This is a genomic window from Eoetvoesiella caeni (assembly GCF_003315175.1).
Taxonomy (GTDB): Bacteria; Pseudomonadota; Gammaproteobacteria; order Burkholderiales; family Burkholderiaceae_B; genus Eoetvoesia; species Eoetvoesia caeni.
The window spans coordinates 338666-356239 of record NZ_QNRQ01000002.1 but is presented as its reverse complement, the minus strand read 5'-3'; the positions used below and the strand labels follow the sequence as shown (position 1 = coordinate 356239).

General features: G+C 54.7%; 15 protein-coding genes. All 15 read left to right on the top strand.

Annotation, left to right across the window (positions count from 1 at the left end; translation table 11 throughout):
* Positions 1–246: 246 nt before the first annotated feature.
* A complete protein-coding gene (locus tag DFR37_RS05320; protein ID WP_113932188.1) occupies positions 247–1104 on the top strand; it encodes a helix-turn-helix transcriptional regulator in 858 nt (285 codons plus the stop codon).
* Positions 1105–1276: 172 nt separating this feature from the next.
* Positions 1277–4321, top strand: coding sequence for a xanthine dehydrogenase family protein molybdopterin-binding subunit (locus DFR37_RS05315; RefSeq protein WP_113932187.1), 3045 nt, complete (start codon positions 1277–1279; stop codon positions 4319–4321).
* Positions 4318–5136: an FAD binding domain-containing protein gene (locus tag DFR37_RS05310; protein WP_113932186.1), complete on the top strand. Its 819-nt coding sequence runs from the start codon at positions 4318–4320 to the stop codon at positions 5134–5136. The genes DFR37_RS05315 and DFR37_RS05310 overlap by 4 nt, the downstream gene beginning before the upstream one ends.
* On the top strand, positions 5133–5657 hold the full coding sequence (locus DFR37_RS05305) for a (2Fe-2S)-binding protein (RefSeq protein ID WP_113932185.1): 525 nt from the start codon (positions 5133–5135) through the stop codon (positions 5655–5657). The genes DFR37_RS05310 and DFR37_RS05305 overlap by 4 nt, the downstream gene beginning before the upstream one ends.
* On the top strand, positions 5650–7176 hold the full coding sequence (locus tag DFR37_RS05300; RefSeq protein WP_113932184.1) for an AMP-binding protein: 1527 nt from the start codon (positions 5650–5652) through the stop codon (positions 7174–7176). The genes DFR37_RS05305 and DFR37_RS05300 overlap by 8 nt, the downstream gene beginning before the upstream one ends.
* A gap of 60 nt (positions 7177–7236) precedes the next feature.
* The gene (locus DFR37_RS05295; protein ID WP_113932183.1) at positions 7237–8421 is read left to right on the top strand and encodes an ABC transporter substrate-binding protein; all 1185 of its coding nucleotides are present in this window, start codon (positions 7237–7239) and stop codon (positions 8419–8421) included.
* Positions 8422–8497: 76 nt separating this feature from the next.
* Positions 8498–9391, top strand: a complete 894-nt coding sequence (locus DFR37_RS05290) for a branched-chain amino acid ABC transporter permease (RefSeq protein WP_113932182.1) — start codon at positions 8498–8500, stop codon at positions 9389–9391.
* Positions 9384–10427, top strand: a complete 1044-nt coding sequence (locus DFR37_RS05285) for a branched-chain amino acid ABC transporter permease (RefSeq protein ID WP_218951383.1) — start codon at positions 9384–9386, stop codon at positions 10425–10427. Before DFR37_RS05290 ends, DFR37_RS05285 begins: the two co-directional genes overlap by 8 nt.
* Positions 10424–11209 (top strand): ABC transporter ATP-binding protein, encoded by a 786-nt coding sequence (locus tag DFR37_RS05280; RefSeq protein WP_242341714.1) that lies wholly within the window; start codon positions 10424–10426, stop codon positions 11207–11209. Before DFR37_RS05285 ends, DFR37_RS05280 begins: the two co-directional genes overlap by 4 nt.
* Complete coding sequence (locus tag DFR37_RS05275; protein WP_113932181.1) at positions 11202–11909, top strand: ABC transporter ATP-binding protein; 708 nt, start codon at positions 11202–11204, stop codon at positions 11907–11909. Before DFR37_RS05280 ends, DFR37_RS05275 begins: the two co-directional genes overlap by 8 nt.
* Positions 11910–11961: 52 nt before the next feature.
* A complete protein-coding gene (locus DFR37_RS05270) occupies positions 11962–12768 on the top strand; it encodes an enoyl-CoA hydratase/isomerase family protein (RefSeq protein ID WP_113932180.1) in 807 nt (268 codons plus the stop codon).
* Between the two features lie 471 nt (positions 12769–13239).
* On the top strand, positions 13240–13617 hold the full coding sequence (gene rpsL / locus DFR37_RS05265; protein WP_113932179.1) for a 30S ribosomal protein S12: 378 nt from the start codon (positions 13240–13242) through the stop codon (positions 13615–13617).
* A gap of 138 nt (positions 13618–13755) precedes the next feature.
* Complete coding sequence (rpsG, locus tag DFR37_RS05260; protein WP_113932178.1) at positions 13756–14226, top strand: 30S ribosomal protein S7; 471 nt, start codon at positions 13756–13758, stop codon at positions 14224–14226.
* 15 nt (positions 14227–14241) lie between these two features.
* Complete coding sequence (fusA, locus tag DFR37_RS05255; protein ID WP_113932177.1) at positions 14242–16344, top strand: elongation factor G; 2103 nt, start codon at positions 14242–14244, stop codon at positions 16342–16344.
* 80 nt (positions 16345–16424) lie between these two features.
* Positions 16425–17574: elongation factor Tu (gene tuf / locus DFR37_RS05250; protein WP_113932176.1), on the top strand; the 1150-nt coding region annotated here is incomplete at its 3' end.

Below are 17574 nucleotides of genomic sequence, written 5' to 3'. Positions count from 1 at the left end.
CGGCCTTGCTTTTGCAGAGTGTGGTGTTTGCTTGACTAGAATGTTTAAAGCAAGCAATCGGCAAACCGGCAGTAATGGTTTGCCCCGATTTCGGCGCAACAAAAAGCAAGTCAGAATACGCAAGGGCACATCTACAACTCTAAAATATTCGGTGTATTGGCTGTTTGCGCACAAATACGGGTTGTGCCGCCAAAAGGAATGTCTTTTCGGCCCTGCCATTGTGTCGATCGTGCTCCGGGAGTTCCAATGTCTGTCGCAATACGAGCTTTTCAGGGTAAGTTTGGACGGATCGCTCTATTAGATATGGATCGACCGTTGGTTACACACGCCCATACTCAGTGTCATGCGTTAATCAAGGTTGGTGGCGCAGATACGCATTTTTCCGTACGCGATAAATCTGTGCCGTTAACCGACGACACCATGGTTCTCATAAACACCTGGGAACCGCATGCATATACGCACAATACCGAGGCTCCGCGCACGATTATTCTGGGTCTTTATATCGAGCCTCAATGGCTGGTCGAAATTGAAAAGGCATTAATTTCCAGTGGTAATCCAGGGTTCTTTCCCCATTCGTGCGTGCAAATTTCCGATCGCGTGCGCAAACTTTCAAATACTCTGGCAACCGAGATGTTGTACGGAGACGATTTAAGCGATCAATATCTGGAAGAGCAACTATTCAATCTGATGATTGCGGTAATCGAGTCGTTTTCCGAGTGGCGCCGTTTTAATTTACTGCTACAGGGCAATATTCCTGCCATACCGGATTTTCGCATCCGCAGGGCAATTTCATATATGCGGGCCAATCTCGGCTCCGAGCTCGACATAAACACCCTGGCCGAGCAGGCTTGCTTGTCGCGAGCACACTTTTTCAAGCTTTTTCAGCAATCCACGCATGTAACGCCAATTGTCTATGCCAATGTGCTGCGCATGGAAGCGGCTATCCAGGGGATTGCTCAAACTCAGCAGCCGCTGGCGTTGCTGTCGGGAAATCTTGGTTTTAGTGCTCAAAGCCATTTCACGCGGTTCTTTCATCAACATGTCGGCGCCACGCCCAGCCAGTACCGTAAAGTGGTCAACGTATTGGCGCAGTCTCCCGCTTAAGCCTTTTCATTCGTCTTCGGCCCTATTCCAACTGATCTTCATAAATGTGCCGCCGCTGGCGGCTGGGTGCGTCAAGCTTCTTGCATCAGTAAAAAAAAGACTCTATGGTAAATAGCCAGACTCGAAGGTAACGCGCTTCATCGCATGCCGCCCTACACTTTTTGCATTAGTCATGTTGCAAAAAGAGGCGCCTATTTTGGATTGCTCAACTACAGTTCTTGCCGGTGCTGCTGCCGCTTCCGCTCGGACCGGTGCGCAAAAGCATATTGGACGCTCCGCGCTGCGAGTGGAGGACACGCCTCTGCTAACAGGCCGTGGAAGTTTTGTTGATGACGTTGGTGTTAAGCCAGGTACGTTGTATGCAGCTATATTGCGTTCACCGCATGGCCATGCGCAGATACGATCCATCGACACTTCCGCCGCGCTGCGGCTGGCTGGCGTTCGTGCCGTGTTGACGGGCGCCGACATCAAACATTGGGCGACCCCATTTGCGGTGGGGGTGAAGCAGCCGATGGAGCATTGGTGTATGGCGATAGAGCGCGTACGCTATGTAGGAGAGCCGGTGGCTGTTGTAATGGCGGAAAGTCGTTATATAGCTGAAGACGCGCTAGAGTTGATTAGTGTGGAATACGTCAAGCTGGGTGTCGTCGTGGATCCGGAACAGGCGTTGTGTCCGGATGCTCCGGTTCTGCACGACGCTGTGGGTACCAACGCGGTCAACGATAGGAACTTCCGTTACGGCGACCCCGAGTCGGTGTTTGCTTCGGCCGAACGCACGGTCAGCATCAAGGTGCATTATCCACGAAATTCCTGTACGCCGATGGAGTGCTTTGCCGTTGTGGCGGAGTACCTGTCCGGCGGCGATGGTTACGATGTGCTGTCGAATTTTCAGGGACCGTTCGCGCTGCACCCTGTGATGGCGCGAGCGCTGAAAGTGCCCGGGGCCAAATTGCGCATGCGTACGCCTCACGATTCGGGCGGCAGCTTTGGCACCAAACAGGCGGTATCGACTTACGTCGTGTTGATGTGTCTGGCGTCGCGAAAAGCGGGAGCGCCGGTGAAGTGGATCGAAGACCGTCTGGAGCATTTGGTGGCTGCGGTTTCCGCTACCAATCGCGTTACAACGATTGAGGCGGCGGTGCAGGCCGATGGCGAGATACTGGCGCTTCGTTATCATCAAATTGATGACTGCGGCGCATATTTGCGCGCCCCCGAGCCTGCAACCTTCTATCGTATGCACGGAATGCTCACGGGAGCATATAAAGTACGGCACCTTGATGTGCGTAACCAGGTTGTTTTAACAAACAAGACGCCCACCGGTTTGGTGCGAGGTTTTGGTGGACCCCAAATGTATTTCGCGCTCGAGCGCTTGATGCAACGGATCGCCGTTGAGCTGGATTTGGATCCGTTGGATGTAATCGCCCGCAATTTGATTGAAGCGGACGCGTTTCCATATCTGACGCCGGCCGGATCCTTATACGATTCTGGAAACTATCAAGCGGCGATCAGCCAGGCCTGTAAGGAGGGGGGGCTGGACGAGCTACTGGCGCGGCGTGAACAGGTGAGGGCGAAGGGTGGCGTGTACGGCATAGGCTACGCCATGATTGTTGAGCCATCCATCTCCAATATGGGCTATATCACCACCGCCCTGACGCCGGACGAGCGTGCCAAAGCGGGCCCGAAGAACGGCGCAAATACTAGCGCCACCATCAATATCGACGGGCTTGGAAGCGTAAGCGTAATGATCGACTCGGTACCGCAAGGCCAGGGGCATCGTACGGTTGTTGCGCAAGTCGTGGCCGACGCGCTGGGCCTGGAGCCCGACGATATCGTGGTCAATACCGAGCACGATACACAAAAGGATGGTTGGTCGATTGCGGCTGGCAATTATTCCAGCCGCTTCGCTGGTGCCGTAGCAGGCACCGTGCATCTTGCGGCGATGAAGGTACGCGAAAAGCTGGCGCTGATCGCTGCCGATACGCTGCGGGTTTCGCCTAATGAACTAGTCTTTGCTCAGCGAAAAATCTTCGTACAGTCCAACCCCGAGCATAAGCTTGCGTTTCATCGTGTGGCCGGCAATGCGCATTGGTCTCCGGCCACGCTGCCGTCGGGCATGGAGCCAGGGCTACGTGAGACGGTATTTTGGACTCCCCCTCAGTTAGTGGCACCGGATGAAAATGATGTAATCAACAGCTCGGCGGTATACGGCTTGGTGTTTGATATTTGCGGGCTGGAGGTGGATCGAGTGACGGGCAAAGTCCGCATTGATCGCTATATCACTTTGCACGACGCCGGAAAAATCCTTAATCCCGCTTTGGCGGATGGACAATCCCGCGGAGGATTCGCGCAAGGTGTTGGTGCTGCGCTTCTGGAAGAGTTCGTCTACGGTGATGACGGCAGCTTCTTGTCCGGCACCTTCGCGGATTACTTGGTGCCGACGAGCTGCGAGGTTCCCGACCCAATGATTCTGCATATGGAAACGCCTTCTCCTTTCACGCCGCTTGGCACGAAAGGAATCGGTGAAGGCAACAACATGAGCACGCCGGTGTGTATTGCCAACGCTGTGGCAGACGCGCTAGGGGTTGCCGATATCCGTTTGCCGCTGACCCCTTCCCGCATTCATGCGCTGTTGGCCACCACCGATCCAGAGCCTAGCCCTATGAGTCAGGCTTCGCACCCGCAGGCCCCCGTAAAGAAAAGCAAGGGTGGGCATGCGTTGCATATGTCCGGCGCGGTTGATTTGGCCGCCACTCCCGAGCAGGTATATGCAGTGTTGCTGAGTCCGGATGCTTTGGCCCGAGTGGTTCCAGGATGCCGAGGCCTCACCTTGATTAGCGAGAATCACTATCGCGCCGACGTCACAATCGGCATCGGCCTGGTCAAGGCCCGCTATTTGGCTCAAGTCAGGTTAAGTGACCTGGATCCTCCGCATGGTTTGTCACTGGGGGGCAGCGGAGTCAGTTCGCTAGGCTCCGCAGAGGGTAACGGCCGGTTGCAGCTGGAGCCGACTCCCAATGGCATGCGCTTGTCGTATGACTATGAAGTCGCTGTAAGCGGCAAGGTGGCTGCTGTGGGTGGAAGGATGCTGGAAGGTGCGGCCAAAGTGGTGCTTAAGCAATTGTTTGAGCAATTGGGACGCCAGGCCGGGGGCGATGCGGCGGTGCCGGGCCAATCGTGGTGGCGGCATCTTCTAAATTTGTTGGGGGTGTCGAAATGAAACCGGCGGGGTTTGATTACATTCGTGCCGAAACAGCGCAGGAAGTGGTGGATAGTTTGGCGCAATACGGCGAAGAAGCCAAAATTCTGGCGGGAGGGCAGTCGCTGATGCCTATGCTGAATATACGTCTTGCACAGCCTCGAATCCTTGTGGACATATCCCGCTGTGCGGAGCTGGACTATATCCGCATTGAGAGAGGGTACCTGGCGGTGGGTGCCGCTGCGACTCAGGCCAGCGTGGAAACAAGGCCGACTCTGGCGGAAGAAGTCCCATTGCTTAAGCTGATCTTCCCGTGGATATCGCATTTTCAGATTCGCAACCATGGAACTGTTTGCGGTTCCATGGCCCACGCCGATCCAAGCGCAGAGTTGCCGTTGTGTCTGACGGCCTTGCATGGCCAGGTTGTATTGCGTTCGAAATCGGGACGTCGGGTGCTGGAGGCCGAGGAGTTTTTTCAAGGGATGTTGCTTACTGCTGTAAGGCCGGGAGAAATCGTGGAGGAGGTGCGGTTCCCACTGCGCGATCCTAAAGCTCGTTACGGGTTCGAAGAGGTTTCGATGCGGCATGGGGATTTCGCCATTGTTGCAATGGCGGCAATAGTCAGCAAAGACAGCATTGCCGTAGCGGTCGGAGGAGTAGCCGATCGTCCTCAGCGCAGGCAGTGGTCGATGTTGGAAGGCAATGACTTGGACATTGCTTTGAATGATTTTGCATGGGAACTGGATGCTCAGGGCGACGCACACGCCAGTGCGCATTATCGCCGGCACCTGGTGCGAAATATGGGGCGCAAATTGATTGAAAAGGCGAAGGCATGAAGCGATACGAGAAAGACACCTTCAATCGGATTTCATTGACGCTGAATGGGGTCGAACGCAGCGGGTACACCGACTCGCGTATGTTGTTGTCGGATTTCCTGCGTCTTGAGCTGGGGGCAACTGGCACTCATGTTGGTTGCGAACATGGAGTTTGTGGTGCGTGCACGGTGCAGATCGACGGAATTGCCGTTCGATCCTGCCTGCAACTTGCCGTGCAGGCCCAGGATCGCAAGGTCGACACAGTGGAGGGCTTGGCGCAAGAAACCGCAGAGGGGCTGGCCGATCTGCAAGAAGCATTTCATCGTCACCACGCGCTGCAATGCGGCTATTGCACGGCGGGAATCTTGATGTCTTGCGAGCACTATTTAAGACGCGTTCCAAATCCTACCGAGCATGACGTGCGCGAAATGCTTTCGGGACACCTATGCCGATGCACTGGCTATACCAATATTGTCAATGCGGTGCTTGATGTTGCCGCGTTGCGTAATAACCCTACTTTGGTGGAAGATAAAAATGCTTGATTTGGGGACAAGTTTTCTGGCGGCGGTGGAGCGCAGCCCAGGTGCGATTGCCGTAGTTGATGGAGAAGTGCGTCTTAGCTATGCAGAGTGGTATGAGCGCATTCGGAGTGTTGCGGGTGGTTTGCGCAATATGGGAGTCGAGAAGGGCGACCATATGATTCTGGTGCTGCAGAACCGGTGGGAGATGGCGACTCTGCATTGGGCGTGTCAGTTTCTTGGCGCGATAGTTACTCCGTTGAATTGGCGTGCCAAGCCTGAAGAGATCGATTACTGCATTGAGGATTCTGGTGCCAGGGTGCTTGCGTTTCAGGACGTTTCGGCACAGGCGGTGGCCGAGTCGAGCACCGCGCGGCGTTTGTCGCGCATAGCCGTTGGAGGAGCCACCGGCGGCAATTTGACACTTGATGACTTGCTGCAGGCGGCTAAGCTGATGAAGCCCGTAAGTGCATGTGCTGAAGATTGGTCCTTGATGCTGTATACGTCTGGAACCACAGGGAAGCCCAAAGGGGTGCCTCGCCGCCACCGCCACGAGCGTTCTGCGGCGTTGGCTCATGTTGCCCAGAATCTCTACCGGCATGGCGAGTGCACATTGGGTGTTATGCCTCTTTATCACACCATGGGTGTGCGCTCATTGTTGGCCATGGCCTTGATTGACGGGTGCTTTGTGTGCGTTCCTAAATTTGATCCAGCCTCTGTGTTGGCCACCATCGAAGCCGAACGCATTACAAACCTGTATCTGGTTCCAACGCTTTATCACGATGTCGTGGCACACCCGGATTGTGCGCGTACGGATTTATCGTCAGTGCGCAAGCTTGGCTTTGCTGGCGCATCAATGAATCAGGATTTGGTGCAAAAGCTGGTTGCAGTTTTTTTGCCTGAACTCTTCGTCAATCACTACGGTTCTTCGGAGGTCTACACCTTCACTATTGATCAAGAAGCCGCAAAAAAGCCGGGTAGTGCGGGCAAGGCCGGAATCAATCAACGCATCCGGGTCGTTCAGTTGAACTCCGGGGATCCGGACTGCGTCGTCCCTGAATACGAAGAGGGTGAGATCATCGCCGACCTTGCAGGGGACGAATCGTTCGAGGGCTATTGGAACAGGCCGGACGCCGATGCCAAGGCATTGCGCGGGGGTTGGTACTTTACCGGCGACACAGGTTACGTCGATAGCGATGGCGACCTTTTTGTATCGGGCAGGACTGACGACATGATTATCAGTGGGGGGGAAAACATCTCTCCCATCGAGATAGAAAGTCTGCTTTCGCTGCACCCGGCCGTCGATGAGGTGGCGGTGGTGGGCATTTCGGATCCACGCTGGGGTCAAAAGGTTACCGCTTTCATTAAGCGGATTGGCGCAGTAACGGAAGACGAGCTGGATAATCACTGTCGCTCTTCTGGGTTGGCAAACTTCAAGCGTCCTCGCTCTTACGTCTTCGTCCGTGAGGTGCCCCGCTCGCCAGTCGGGAAATTGCTGCGTCGAAAATTGGTGGCTAACGAATACGAACCCGAGCAACAGTAGAAGGACGTGGTTGGCAATACAGCAGGCTGAACATTCTTAAAGACAAAATCAGGAGACAATATGAACAACTCACAACTATTTTGCGGAATCATTATCGCCACGTTGGCAGCAGGCTTCGCGGGCACCGTCGCGGCGCAATCTGCCGAGCCAATCAAGATCGGGGTGCTGACGCCATTGTCTGGCACGTATGCAAGTCTTGGGCAGCAAGTTCGTTGGGGCATTGAACTGGCCACCAAAGAGATAAACGATGCCGGCGGCGTTATGGGGCGCAAGATTGAATTGCTCTTTGAAGATGAAGAGGCTAACCCTTCAGTTGCTACACCTAAAGCAGAGAAGCTGTTTCAGGTATCGAAGGTGGATTTTCTGACCGGCACGGTCAGCTCTGCCTCGACGCTGGCAGTCGGTCAGGTGGCCGAGCGCAATGAACGTCTTATCGCTACCACTGTTTCGTTTTCCGATGCGATCACCGGAGACAAATGCTCACCCAATGTGTTTAGGGTGAATGCCAAGGCGGGCCAGCAGTCAGTGGCTTTGGCTGAATGGCTTAGCAACGCCAGGCCGAACGCCGAAGTGTTTTATCTAGGCCCTGATTATGAAATGGGGCGAAGCACAGTTCACGCCTTCAAAACCGCGGCGGAAGCCAAGGGAGCCAAGACAGTGGGTGAAGTGTTTGCGCCGCTTGACAACAAGGACTACTCACCCTTCTTTGGCCAGATTCGTGCGGCCCGTCCGAATGTGATGTACACGTCGGTCGCCGGTAACGACACTGTACGTTTGTTTAATCAATTGAGCGAATACGGCTTATTGAAGAAAATGGCTATTGTCGGCGCCTCGGGAACAGTCACCTCGCAGAATTTAGATGCCATGGGCAAGAATGCCGAGGGCTTTACCACGGGTGTGGGTTATTCACTTGATCTGGATATTCCCGAAAACAAGAAATTCGTGGCCGCATTCGACGCGGCATACAAGGCTTCGCCCGATCTATATGGCGCCGACTCTTACGGCGTGATGTATTTCTACAAGGCTGCCGTCGAGAAAGCGCAGAGCACCGACACGGTCAAGGTTCGCAAGGCTATGGAAGGATTGGAGTGGATGACACCCCAAGGCAAGAAAACCATGCGTGCAGGGGATCATCAGGCTATTCAGGACATGTATGTTACCAGCCTGCAAAATGGTCAGTTCAAGGTTCTGAGCAAGGTGGACGGCGCGGCGGCGATTGGCCCCGATACGTGCACGAGATTCTGATCGAAAGCGTTCGTGTATTGGCCGGTGCGGCGTGAGCTTTGCCGGTCAGTCGTAGCCAAGATAAGGAATGTTAATTATGAGCGGGTTTATTGACACACTGCAATTTGTATTTGCGCCTCAAATCATCAACGGTTTGTCTATAGGCGTTGCAGTGGTTTTGATGGCGTTGGGCTTGACCATTATTTTCGGCCTGTTGGACGTAATCAATATGGCGCACGGTGAGTTTTATGCGTTAGGTGCTTATGTCGGGGTCACCCTGATGGCTTTGGGGGTGAGTTTTTGGGTGGTGCTATTGTTCGTCCCATTGATCATGGCGCCGCTGGGCTATGTGACCGAGCGCTTGTTCATTCAGCGCGTGTTCCATCAGAAGGACAGACACATTCTGACTTTGCTGTTGACATTCGGTCTGGCGATTGTGCTGGAAGATGTATATAAGCTCATATATGGGCCCCAGGCGCTTTCGATCAAAACGCCGATTGGTGGCGGCAGCGAAGTATTGGGTGTTTTTTTTCCGAACTATCGTCTGTTTCTTATGGGGATAGGCGCGGCGATTATCGTTGGTGTATGGCTGCTGGTATATCGAACCAGTCTGGGAGCCATGGTTCGTGCCGCCGCATTCGATAAGGATATGGCCTCGTCGCTTGGTGTGCCTGTGTCGCACGTCTATGCGGGCACTTTTGCGTTCGGCGTAGCCCTGGCCGGTTTGGCCGGTGTATTGCTGGCACCCGTTTATTCGGTGTTTCCAACAATGGGTAAAGACTTTATCTTGCTGGCCTTCAGCGTGGTTATTGTCGGTGGCCTGGGAAGCATAAAAGGGGCGCTGATTGCGGGTTTGGTTCTGACGCAGATTCAGGCCATTTCCAGTCTATATATTTCGCCTTCGTGGACCGACCCCTTGGTGTTTGCCATTATGGTGGTTGTCCTGATGATACGGCCCCAGGGCTTGTTCGGGAGGCTTGGCCATGCGTAGCACTAGTTCCGTGACTCTGGGTTATTTGCCAAGTAGTTCAGGCTTTCAGCGTGAAGATCTCGCCCGCAATGTTCTGCGCTATTTTGCCTACGTGTTTGTAATTTTGGCATTGGTGTTTGCTGTTATAGCGCAGGCGTATGGTGATGTATTTTTCTTCCGTCTGGCAACCGAGGCATTGATCTATGGCGGTTTTGCCATGGGTGTCGATTTGTTGCTCGGGTTTGGCGGCTTGTTGTCGCTGGGCCATGCTTTGTTTTTCGGGCTGGGGGCGTATACATCTGCGGTCGTACTGAAAGAGGTGGCGCCGTCATTCTGGCTTGCGCTTGCCGTAACGCTGTGTGTTGGCACGCTTGTTGGTGTCGTCGCTGGTGCAATCGCCATTCGCGCTCGAGGCGTGTATTTTGCATTGATTACGTTTGGTATGGCCGAGGTTCTTGCCAAAGCGGTGTTCAACACGCAAGAGTTGGGTGGGTCGGATGGCATCATTGGCGTCCCTATTATCAAGGCGAATTTTCTGCTCTTCTCTGTTGATACCAGCAATGCCGCCCATTTCTTTCTCCTGGTTCTGGTTGTCATTATGGCGTTTTACTTTGCGCTAGAGGCGCTGTTGCGAACGCCGTTTGGACGTCTCGTGGTGGCCATCAAAGCCAACGAAGATCGAGTTCCTTTCCTTGGTTTCAACTCGCAGCGCTACAAGCTTGGGGTTTTTGTCATCGCCGCGAACGTGACCGCTTTGTCGGGAGCTCTGTATCCGATGTTGCGCGGGTTCGTTTCACCAGAGTTGCTGTATTTTCATTCATCGGGCAACGCTGTTATAACCGTCATCCTCGGCGGGGTGGGAACACTGATCGGGCCGTTGTACGGCAGCGTCATTCTGACTGCGTTGAAGTCTATCGTAGGTTCATTTACCGAGCATCATCTGATTGTGATCGGGCTGCTGTTTATGTGTTTGGTCATGTTTTTCCCGAAGGGCGTCATTGGGGCGTTGAAAACACAAGTCGAGCCATGGTTGCTACGACGCAAGGAGCAATCATGACGCCGGCAGGAAATTCGATGGCCAACGGTAGCGCGGACGTCCTTGACATCAAAAATATTTCGGTAGCCTTTGGTGCCCTTAGGGCTGTGGATCAAGTAAGTTTCAAGGCCAGGCGCGGACATATCACTTCGTTGATCGGCCCAAACGGTGCGGGAAAGAGCACGTTGTTCAACCTTATCAGCGGTGCGATCCGGCCAAGTAGCGGGTCGGTCAAGTTCAATGGCATCGAAGTTACCGGCTTGCCGCCGCACCGGCTTTTGCATGCGGGTTTGGCTCGCTCGTTCCAAATTACGAAATTGTTCTTTGATTTGTCGGTGCGTGAGAACTTGCGCTTGGCAGCGCAGTCGCTCGAGTCCGCCCGTCATGTGTTTTTACCGCTAAGCCGCAACCATCATGCCCGTCAACGCGTGGATGAACTTATAGAGCAATTTCGTCTGCATAACAAAGTCAATGAACAAGCTGGCTATCTTTCCCATGGCGAACAGCGACGCTTGGAGATTGCGGTAGCGTTGGCGAGCAGGCCCAAGCTTTTGCTTTTGGATGAGCCGACGCAAGGCATGTCGCATGCCGATACCAAAGAGACCGGTGCCATGATCAAGTCACTGGCGGGCGAAGTATCTATTTTGCTGGTCGAGCACGATGTTGGGTTGGTTATGGGCCTTTCCGATCATGTGGTGGTTATGGCGCAGGGGGCGAAACTGGCAGAGGGCGCACCGGCTGAAGTCCGTGCTAATCCTGCGGTTCAGGCCGCTTATTTTGGACAGCGAGAGTCTGATGCTTGAATTGGAAGACGTACAAGCGTATTACGGGTTGAGCCATGTTCTGCAAGGCATAACACTTTCTGTGGGCGTTGGCGAGGTGGTAGTGCTGTGCGGTCGCAATGGCGTGGGTAAGACTACGGCCATCAAGACGATTGCCGGCTGGGTTAAAGCGGCATCTGGATCGATCCGGCTTAACGGAGTTGGGCTGGAGGGGTTGTCATCCGATCGTATTTGCCGCATGGGTATAGGCCTGGTGCCTGAAGACCGGCGCATTTTTCCGGGACTGACGGTTGAAGAAAACTTAAAGCTGGGGCTATTGCAATGCCCGTGGCGGCCCACCCGAGAGTCCAGGCTAATGATTGAGCAGGCTTACGAACGCTTTCCGCGCTTGAAGGAAAGACGGTTTCAAATGGGTACTGCTTTGTCTGGTGGCGAACAGCAAATGTTGGCCATTGCCCGGGTTTTGATCGGAGCCCCCAAACTGTTATTGATCGATGAGCCGACCGAAGGGCTGGCTCCGATCATTGTGGACGAGATTTTTGCAATTATCGCCAGTCTGCGCGACGAGGGCATTCCCATTTTGCTGGTTGAGCAGAACGTGCACCGTGCGCTTGACGTGGCAACACGGTTTTACGCCCTGGAGCGTGGCCAGATTGTTATGCAGGGAGATGCCTCGTCGACCTTTGATAGAGTGAGTCTGGACGAAGTTATTGCGGTGTGATTCAGCGTGAAAAATTCAAATTCAATTATTTATATCTGGAGTAATAAGCGATATGTCTCAACTTAAGCACCCCGCGCATACACAGCTCGAACAGCTGGATGGATTTTCGGTTGTTATCGATGAGGCTCGAGAGCGCGCCGACATTGTGTTGAGCCGGCCGCCGTTCAACATTATTTCAATGCCGCAACGTGAGCAGTTGCGCCTCGTCTTCGAGTCGCTCGACGAGAACCCAGCTGTGCGGGTTATTGTTCTGCGCGCGCATGGCGAGCATTTTTCCAGTGGTGGTGATATTCGAGGCTTCTTGGACGCCACCCCGGAGCACGTCTCTAAGCTGGCCTGGAATATCGCTGCGCCGTCACGTTGCACCAAGCCCGTGATTGCCGCCAATCGGGGCTATTGCTTTGGGGTTGGCTTTGAGATCTCGCTGGCTTGCGATTTTCGCATCGTGTCCGAAACGTCGCAATATGCACTACCGGAGCAAAAGCTGGGGCAAATTCCTGGGTCAGGTGGGTCGGCTCGCTTACAAAAAATGGTGGGCGTTACTCGTACCAAAGACGTCGTTATGCGTTCGCGCCGAATTCCTGGGCACCAGGCGTATGATTGGGGCATCGCTACTATGTGCGTCTCAGACTCCGAACTTGAGGCGGCCACCGACGAATTGGTTGACGAACTGCGGAAGTTTTCGCCGCTTGCGCAGCGTACAGCGAAAAAGCTACTAAACGATACCGAAGACTCAACATTATCGATTGCTATCGAGCTGGAAGGGCATTGTTACAGTCGCTTGCGTTCGTCGGATGATTTCCGCGAGGGCGTTGAAGCATTCCACGCTAAGCGTCCGGCAAAGTTCATGGGTAGCTAATACACCGTTTGCCGTTTGGCTGGTTTAAGCAGGCGCATTAGTCAATCCAGCAGGTCGGGAGCCGGGCTAAGTCACTTTTGTGGCAAATATACAAACTCGGCCTTCAAACAGGCCCTTCCCGAGACCCCGCTCAGACTCATCTCATATTGAAAGAGGCTTTACATTGACCGCTTCTGTTTTCTCGTGATACTATGGCAAGCTAACCAAAGGATTTAATTGCCGAAACCTTTTGGTTTTAGTCTGCAAAGTACCAGTGCAAGCTAAGTTGCAAGACCCGCTCTTTTACGTATGTTGTATTCGTTTCTGGGCGGTTTTTGCGTAAACCGCCCAAGTTGTTTTTGTCCATTGCGCCGCAGGCGCCAATGGGTAGCAAGGCAGCTGGCCAGGTCAGTCTGGCCGGGGCGTTCATTCAAATACGTAAATCAGTACGCACGTTTTTTTAGCGTACAGGCCATAGGATGCGTAAAGGTCATGCCAACCATTAGTCAACTCGTGCGTAAACCGCGCGAAGTCAGCCGCGCCAACAGCAAGAGCCCCGCGCTCGAAAATTGCCCACAGCGCCGCGGTGTTTGCACTCGCGTGTACACCACCACCCCTAAAAAACCTAACTCGGCTTTGCGTAAAGTCGCCAAAGTACGTCTTACCAACGGTTTCGAAGTCATTTCGTACATCGGCGGTGAAGGCCACAACCTGCAAGAGCACTCGGTTGTTCTCGTGCGCGGTGGTCGTGTAAAAGACTTGCCTGGTGTTCGTTACCACATCGTCCGCGGTTCGCTCGACTTGCAAGGTGTCAAAGACCGCAAGCAGTCGCGTTCTAAGTACGGTGCGAAACGCCCGAAAAAAGCTTAAGTTATTTGTCTGGCTAGCCTCGCTAGTCGTATCAGTGCAGCCGTGGGCATGGGCCCATAGCATGTAAGTGGCCTTCATTTTTGATGGCCGAGACCGTGTAAGTCACGGTTCAACTGAACTGTCACAAGGAAGTTAAAAATGCCTCGTCGTCGCGAAGTTCCCAAGCGTGAAATTCTCCCCGATCCCAAATTCGGCAGCGTAGAGCTCGCCAAATTCATGAACGTTGTTATGTTGTCTGGTAAGAAAGCTGTTGCCGAACGTATTATTTACGGCGCGTTTGACCAGATCCAGGCTAAAACTGGCAAAGAGCCTATCGAGGTGTTCAACACCGCGATCAACAACATCAAGCCCGTCGTTGAAGTCAAGAGCCGCCGTGTGGGCGGTGCGAACTACCAAGTGCCAGTTGAAGTGCGCCCTGTGCGCCGCCTGGCGCTTGCAATGCGCTGGTTGCGCGAAGCAGCCAAGAAACGCGGTGAAAAGTCCATGGATTTGCGCCTTGCTGGCGAATTGCTGGATGCGGCCGAAGGTCGCGGCGGTGCGATGAAAAAGCGTGAAGACACGCACAAAATGGCTGAAGCCAACAAAGCCTTCAGTCATTTCCGTTGGTAATCTAAGGATAGAAACATGGCCCGCAAAACCCCAATCGAGCGCTATCGCAATATTGGTATTTCCGCGCATATCGATGCCGGTAAAACTACAACTACCGAACGCATTCTGTTCTACACCGGCGTCAACCACAAAATTGGTGAAACGCACGAAGGGTCCGCCACAATGGACTGGATGGAACAAGAGCAAGAGCGCGGGATCACGATTACATCGGCTGCTACCACTGCCTTCTGGCGTGGCATGGCCGGCGATCGTCCCGAGCATCGCATCAACATCATCGACACCCCGGGACACGTCGACTTCACTATTGAAGTAGAGCGCTCGATGCGCGTGCTCGACGGCGCTTGCATGGTGTATTGCGCCGTGGGCGGCGTTCAGCCGCAGTCCGAAACCGTTTGGCGCCAAGCCAACAAGTATGGCGTGCCCCGTCTGGCGTTCATCAACAAGATGGACCGTACGGGCGCCAACTTCTTCAAGGTCTACGACCAGCTCAAGCTGCGCCTGAAGGCCAACCCTGTGCCTATCGTCATCCCTATCGGGGCTGAAGATACGTTCAAGGGTGTGGTCGACCTGGTCAAGATGCGCGGTATCATCTGGGACGAAGCCAGCCAGGGTACGAAATTCGAATACATCGACATTCCCGCCGACCTGGTCGACCAAGCCAACGAATGGCATGAAAAGCTGATCGAATCGGCCGCCGAGTCGTCCGAAGAGTTGATGGACAAGTACCTGGAAACAGGTGCCCTGACTGAAGACGAAATCAATCTTGGCATTCGCACTCGCACCATCGCTGGCGAAATCCAGCCTATGTTGTGCGGTACGGCGTTCAAGAACAAGGGCGTGCAGCGCATGCTGGACGCGGTTGTCGACTACCTGCCGTCGCCTGTGGATATTCCTCCGGTTGAAGGCATGGACGACGACGGCAATCCTATCAGCCTGCCGGCCGACGACAGCGCCAAGTTTTCAGCTTTGGCATTCAAGCTCATGAGCGATCCGTTCGTGGGTCAATTGACCTTCGTGCGTGTTTACTCGGGCGTTCTTCATTCTGGCGAAACGGTTTACAACCCGATCAAGAGCAAGAAAGAACGTATCGGCCGTATCTTGCAGATGCACGCCAACAACCGTGCTGAAATCAAAGAAATTCTGGCAGGCGACATCGCCGCTGTGGTTGGCCTGAAAGACGTTACCACGGGCGAAACCCTGTGCGATGTCGGTCAGCACATCCTGCTCGAGCGCATGGTATTCCCCGAGCCCGTCATTTCGCAGGCCGTCGAGCCGAAAACCAAGGCCGACCAGGAAAAAATGGGTATCGCTTTGTCCCGTCTGGCACAGGAAGATCCTTCTTTCCGTGTCCGCAGCGACGAAGAGTCCGGCCAGACGATTATTTCCGGCATGGGCGAGCTTCACCTTGAAGTTCTGGTTGACCGTATGCGCCGCGAGTTCGGTGTTGAAGCCAACGTCGGCAAGCCGCAGGTGGCTTACCGCGAAACTATTCGCAAAACTTGCGAAGAAGTCGAAGGCAAGTTCGTCAAGCAATCGGGCGGCCGCGGCCAGTACGGTCACGTTGTGCTCAAGCTCGAGCCCCTGCCTCCCGGCAGCGGCTACGAATTTGTGGACGCCATCAAGGGCGGTGTGGTTCCTCGCGAATACATTCCCGCCGTTGACAAGGGTATCCAGGAAACCCTGCCAGCCGGTGTGGTGGCGGGCTATCCGGTGGTCGACGTGAAGGTTACGCTGTTCTTCGGTTCGTACCACGATGTGGACTCGAACGAAAACGCCTTCCGTATGGCTGCGTCCATGGGCTTCAAAGAGGGTATGCGCAAGGCCAGTCCTGTGCTGCTCGAGCCCATGATGGCGGTTGAAGTCGAAACGCCTGAAGACTACGCCGGCACCGTGATGGGCGACTTGTCCTCACGTCGCGGCATGGTCCAGGGCATGGATGACATCCCGGGCGGCGGCAAGATCGTCAAGGCCGAGGTTCCGTTGGCCGAAATGTTTGGTTATTCGACCAGCTTGCGTTCGCAAACGCAAGGTCGCGCAACCTACACGATGGAGTTCAAGCATTACGCCGAAGCTCCAAAGAACGTTGCTGATGAAGTTATCAGCGCACGCGGCAAATAAGTAATACAGGTTCCGCCCACGTAATCAAATGTGGGCGGGAAAATTTTTTTGTTTCCTTGAAAATATCGATGGGATAAATCATGGCAAAAGGTAAGTTTGAGCGGACCAAACCGCACGTAAACGTGGGCACGATTGGCCACGTTGACCACGGCAAAACGACGCTAACGGCGGCGATCACGACGGTGCTGGCCACGGCGTTCGGCGGCGAAGCCAAGGGCTACGCGCAAATTGACGCGGCTCCTGAAGAGAAGGCACGCGGCATCACGATCAACACCTCGCACGTCGAGTACGAAACGCAGGCGCGCCACTATGCGCACGTGGACTGCCCGGGCCACGCGGACTATGTCAAGAACATGATCACGGGCGCAGCACAAATGGACGGCGCCATTTTGGTGGTCTCGGCCGCAGACGGCCCCATGCCGCAAACGCGCGAGCACATCCTGCTCAGCCGCCAGGTCGGTGTGCCGTACATCATTGTGTTCCTGAACAAGGCCGACATGGTCGACGACGAAGAGTTGCTCGAGCTGGTCGAGATGGAAGTGCGCGAGCTGCTGTCCAAGTACGACTTCCCCGGCGACGACACCCCGATCATCAAGGGTTCGGCCAAGCTGGCGCTTGAAGGCGACGAAGGTCCTCTGGGCAAGCAAGCCATCATGCAATTGGCCGAAGCGCTGGACACGTACATCCCCACGCCCGAGCGCGCGGTGGACGGCACGTTCCTGATGCCTGTGGAAGACGTGTTCTCGATCTCGGGTCGCGGCACCGTCGTGACCGGTCGTATCGAGCGCGGCATTGTCAAGGTCGGCGAAGAAATCGAAATCGTCGGCATCAAAGACACGGTCAAGACCACTTGCACGGGCGTGGAAATGTTCCGCAAGCTGCTGGACCAGGGTCAGGCCGGGGACAACGTCGGGATCTTGCTGCGCGGCACCAAGCGTGAAGACGTCGAGCGCGGCCAGGTGTTGGCCAAGCCCGGTTCGATCAACCCGCACACGGAGTTCAGCTCCGAGGTGTACATCCTGTCCAAGGAAGAGGGTGGCCGTCACACGCCGTTCTTCAATGGCTATCGTCCCCAGTTTTACTTCCGCACGACGGACGTGACGGGTACGATCGACCTGCCCCAGGACAAGGAAATGGTTCTGCCCGGCGATAACGTGTCCATGACCGTCAAGCTGATTGCTCCGATCGCCATGGAAGAAGGCCTGCGCTTCGCGATTCGCGAAGGCGGTC

Coding starts and splice junctions, on each gene's coding strand:
- DFR37_RS05320 (WP_113932188.1), top strand. CDS start 247: ATGTCTGTCGCAATACGAGCTTTTCAGGGTAAGTTTGGACGGATCGCT.
- DFR37_RS05315 (WP_113932187.1), top strand. CDS start 1,277: ATGTTGCAAAAAGAGGCGCCTATTTTGGATTGCTCAACTACAGTTCTT.
- DFR37_RS05310 (WP_113932186.1), top strand. CDS start 4,318: ATGAAACCGGCGGGGTTTGATTACATTCGTGCCGAAACAGCGCAGGAA.
- DFR37_RS05305 (WP_113932185.1), top strand. CDS start 5,133: ATGAAGCGATACGAGAAAGACACCTTCAATCGGATTTCATTGACGCTG.
- DFR37_RS05300 (WP_113932184.1), top strand. CDS start 5,650: ATGCTTGATTTGGGGACAAGTTTTCTGGCGGCGGTGGAGCGCAGCCCA.
- DFR37_RS05295 (WP_113932183.1), top strand. CDS start 7,237: ATGAACAACTCACAACTATTTTGCGGAATCATTATCGCCACGTTGGCA.
- DFR37_RS05290 (WP_113932182.1), top strand. CDS start 8,498: ATGAGCGGGTTTATTGACACACTGCAATTTGTATTTGCGCCTCAAATC.
- DFR37_RS05285 (WP_218951383.1), top strand. CDS start 9,384: ATGCGTAGCACTAGTTCCGTGACTCTGGGTTATTTGCCAAGTAGTTCA.
- DFR37_RS05280 (WP_242341714.1), top strand. CDS start 10,424: ATGACGCCGGCAGGAAATTCGATGGCCAACGGTAGCGCGGACGTCCTT.
- DFR37_RS05275 (WP_113932181.1), top strand. CDS start 11,202: ATGCTTGAATTGGAAGACGTACAAGCGTATTACGGGTTGAGCCATGTT.
- DFR37_RS05270 (WP_113932180.1), top strand. CDS start 11,962: ATGTCTCAACTTAAGCACCCCGCGCATACACAGCTCGAACAGCTGGAT.
- rpsL (WP_113932179.1), top strand. CDS start 13,240: ATGCCAACCATTAGTCAACTCGTGCGTAAACCGCGCGAAGTCAGCCGC.
- rpsG (WP_113932178.1), top strand. CDS start 13,756: ATGCCTCGTCGTCGCGAAGTTCCCAAGCGTGAAATTCTCCCCGATCCC.
- fusA (WP_113932177.1), top strand. CDS start 14,242: ATGGCCCGCAAAACCCCAATCGAGCGCTATCGCAATATTGGTATTTCC.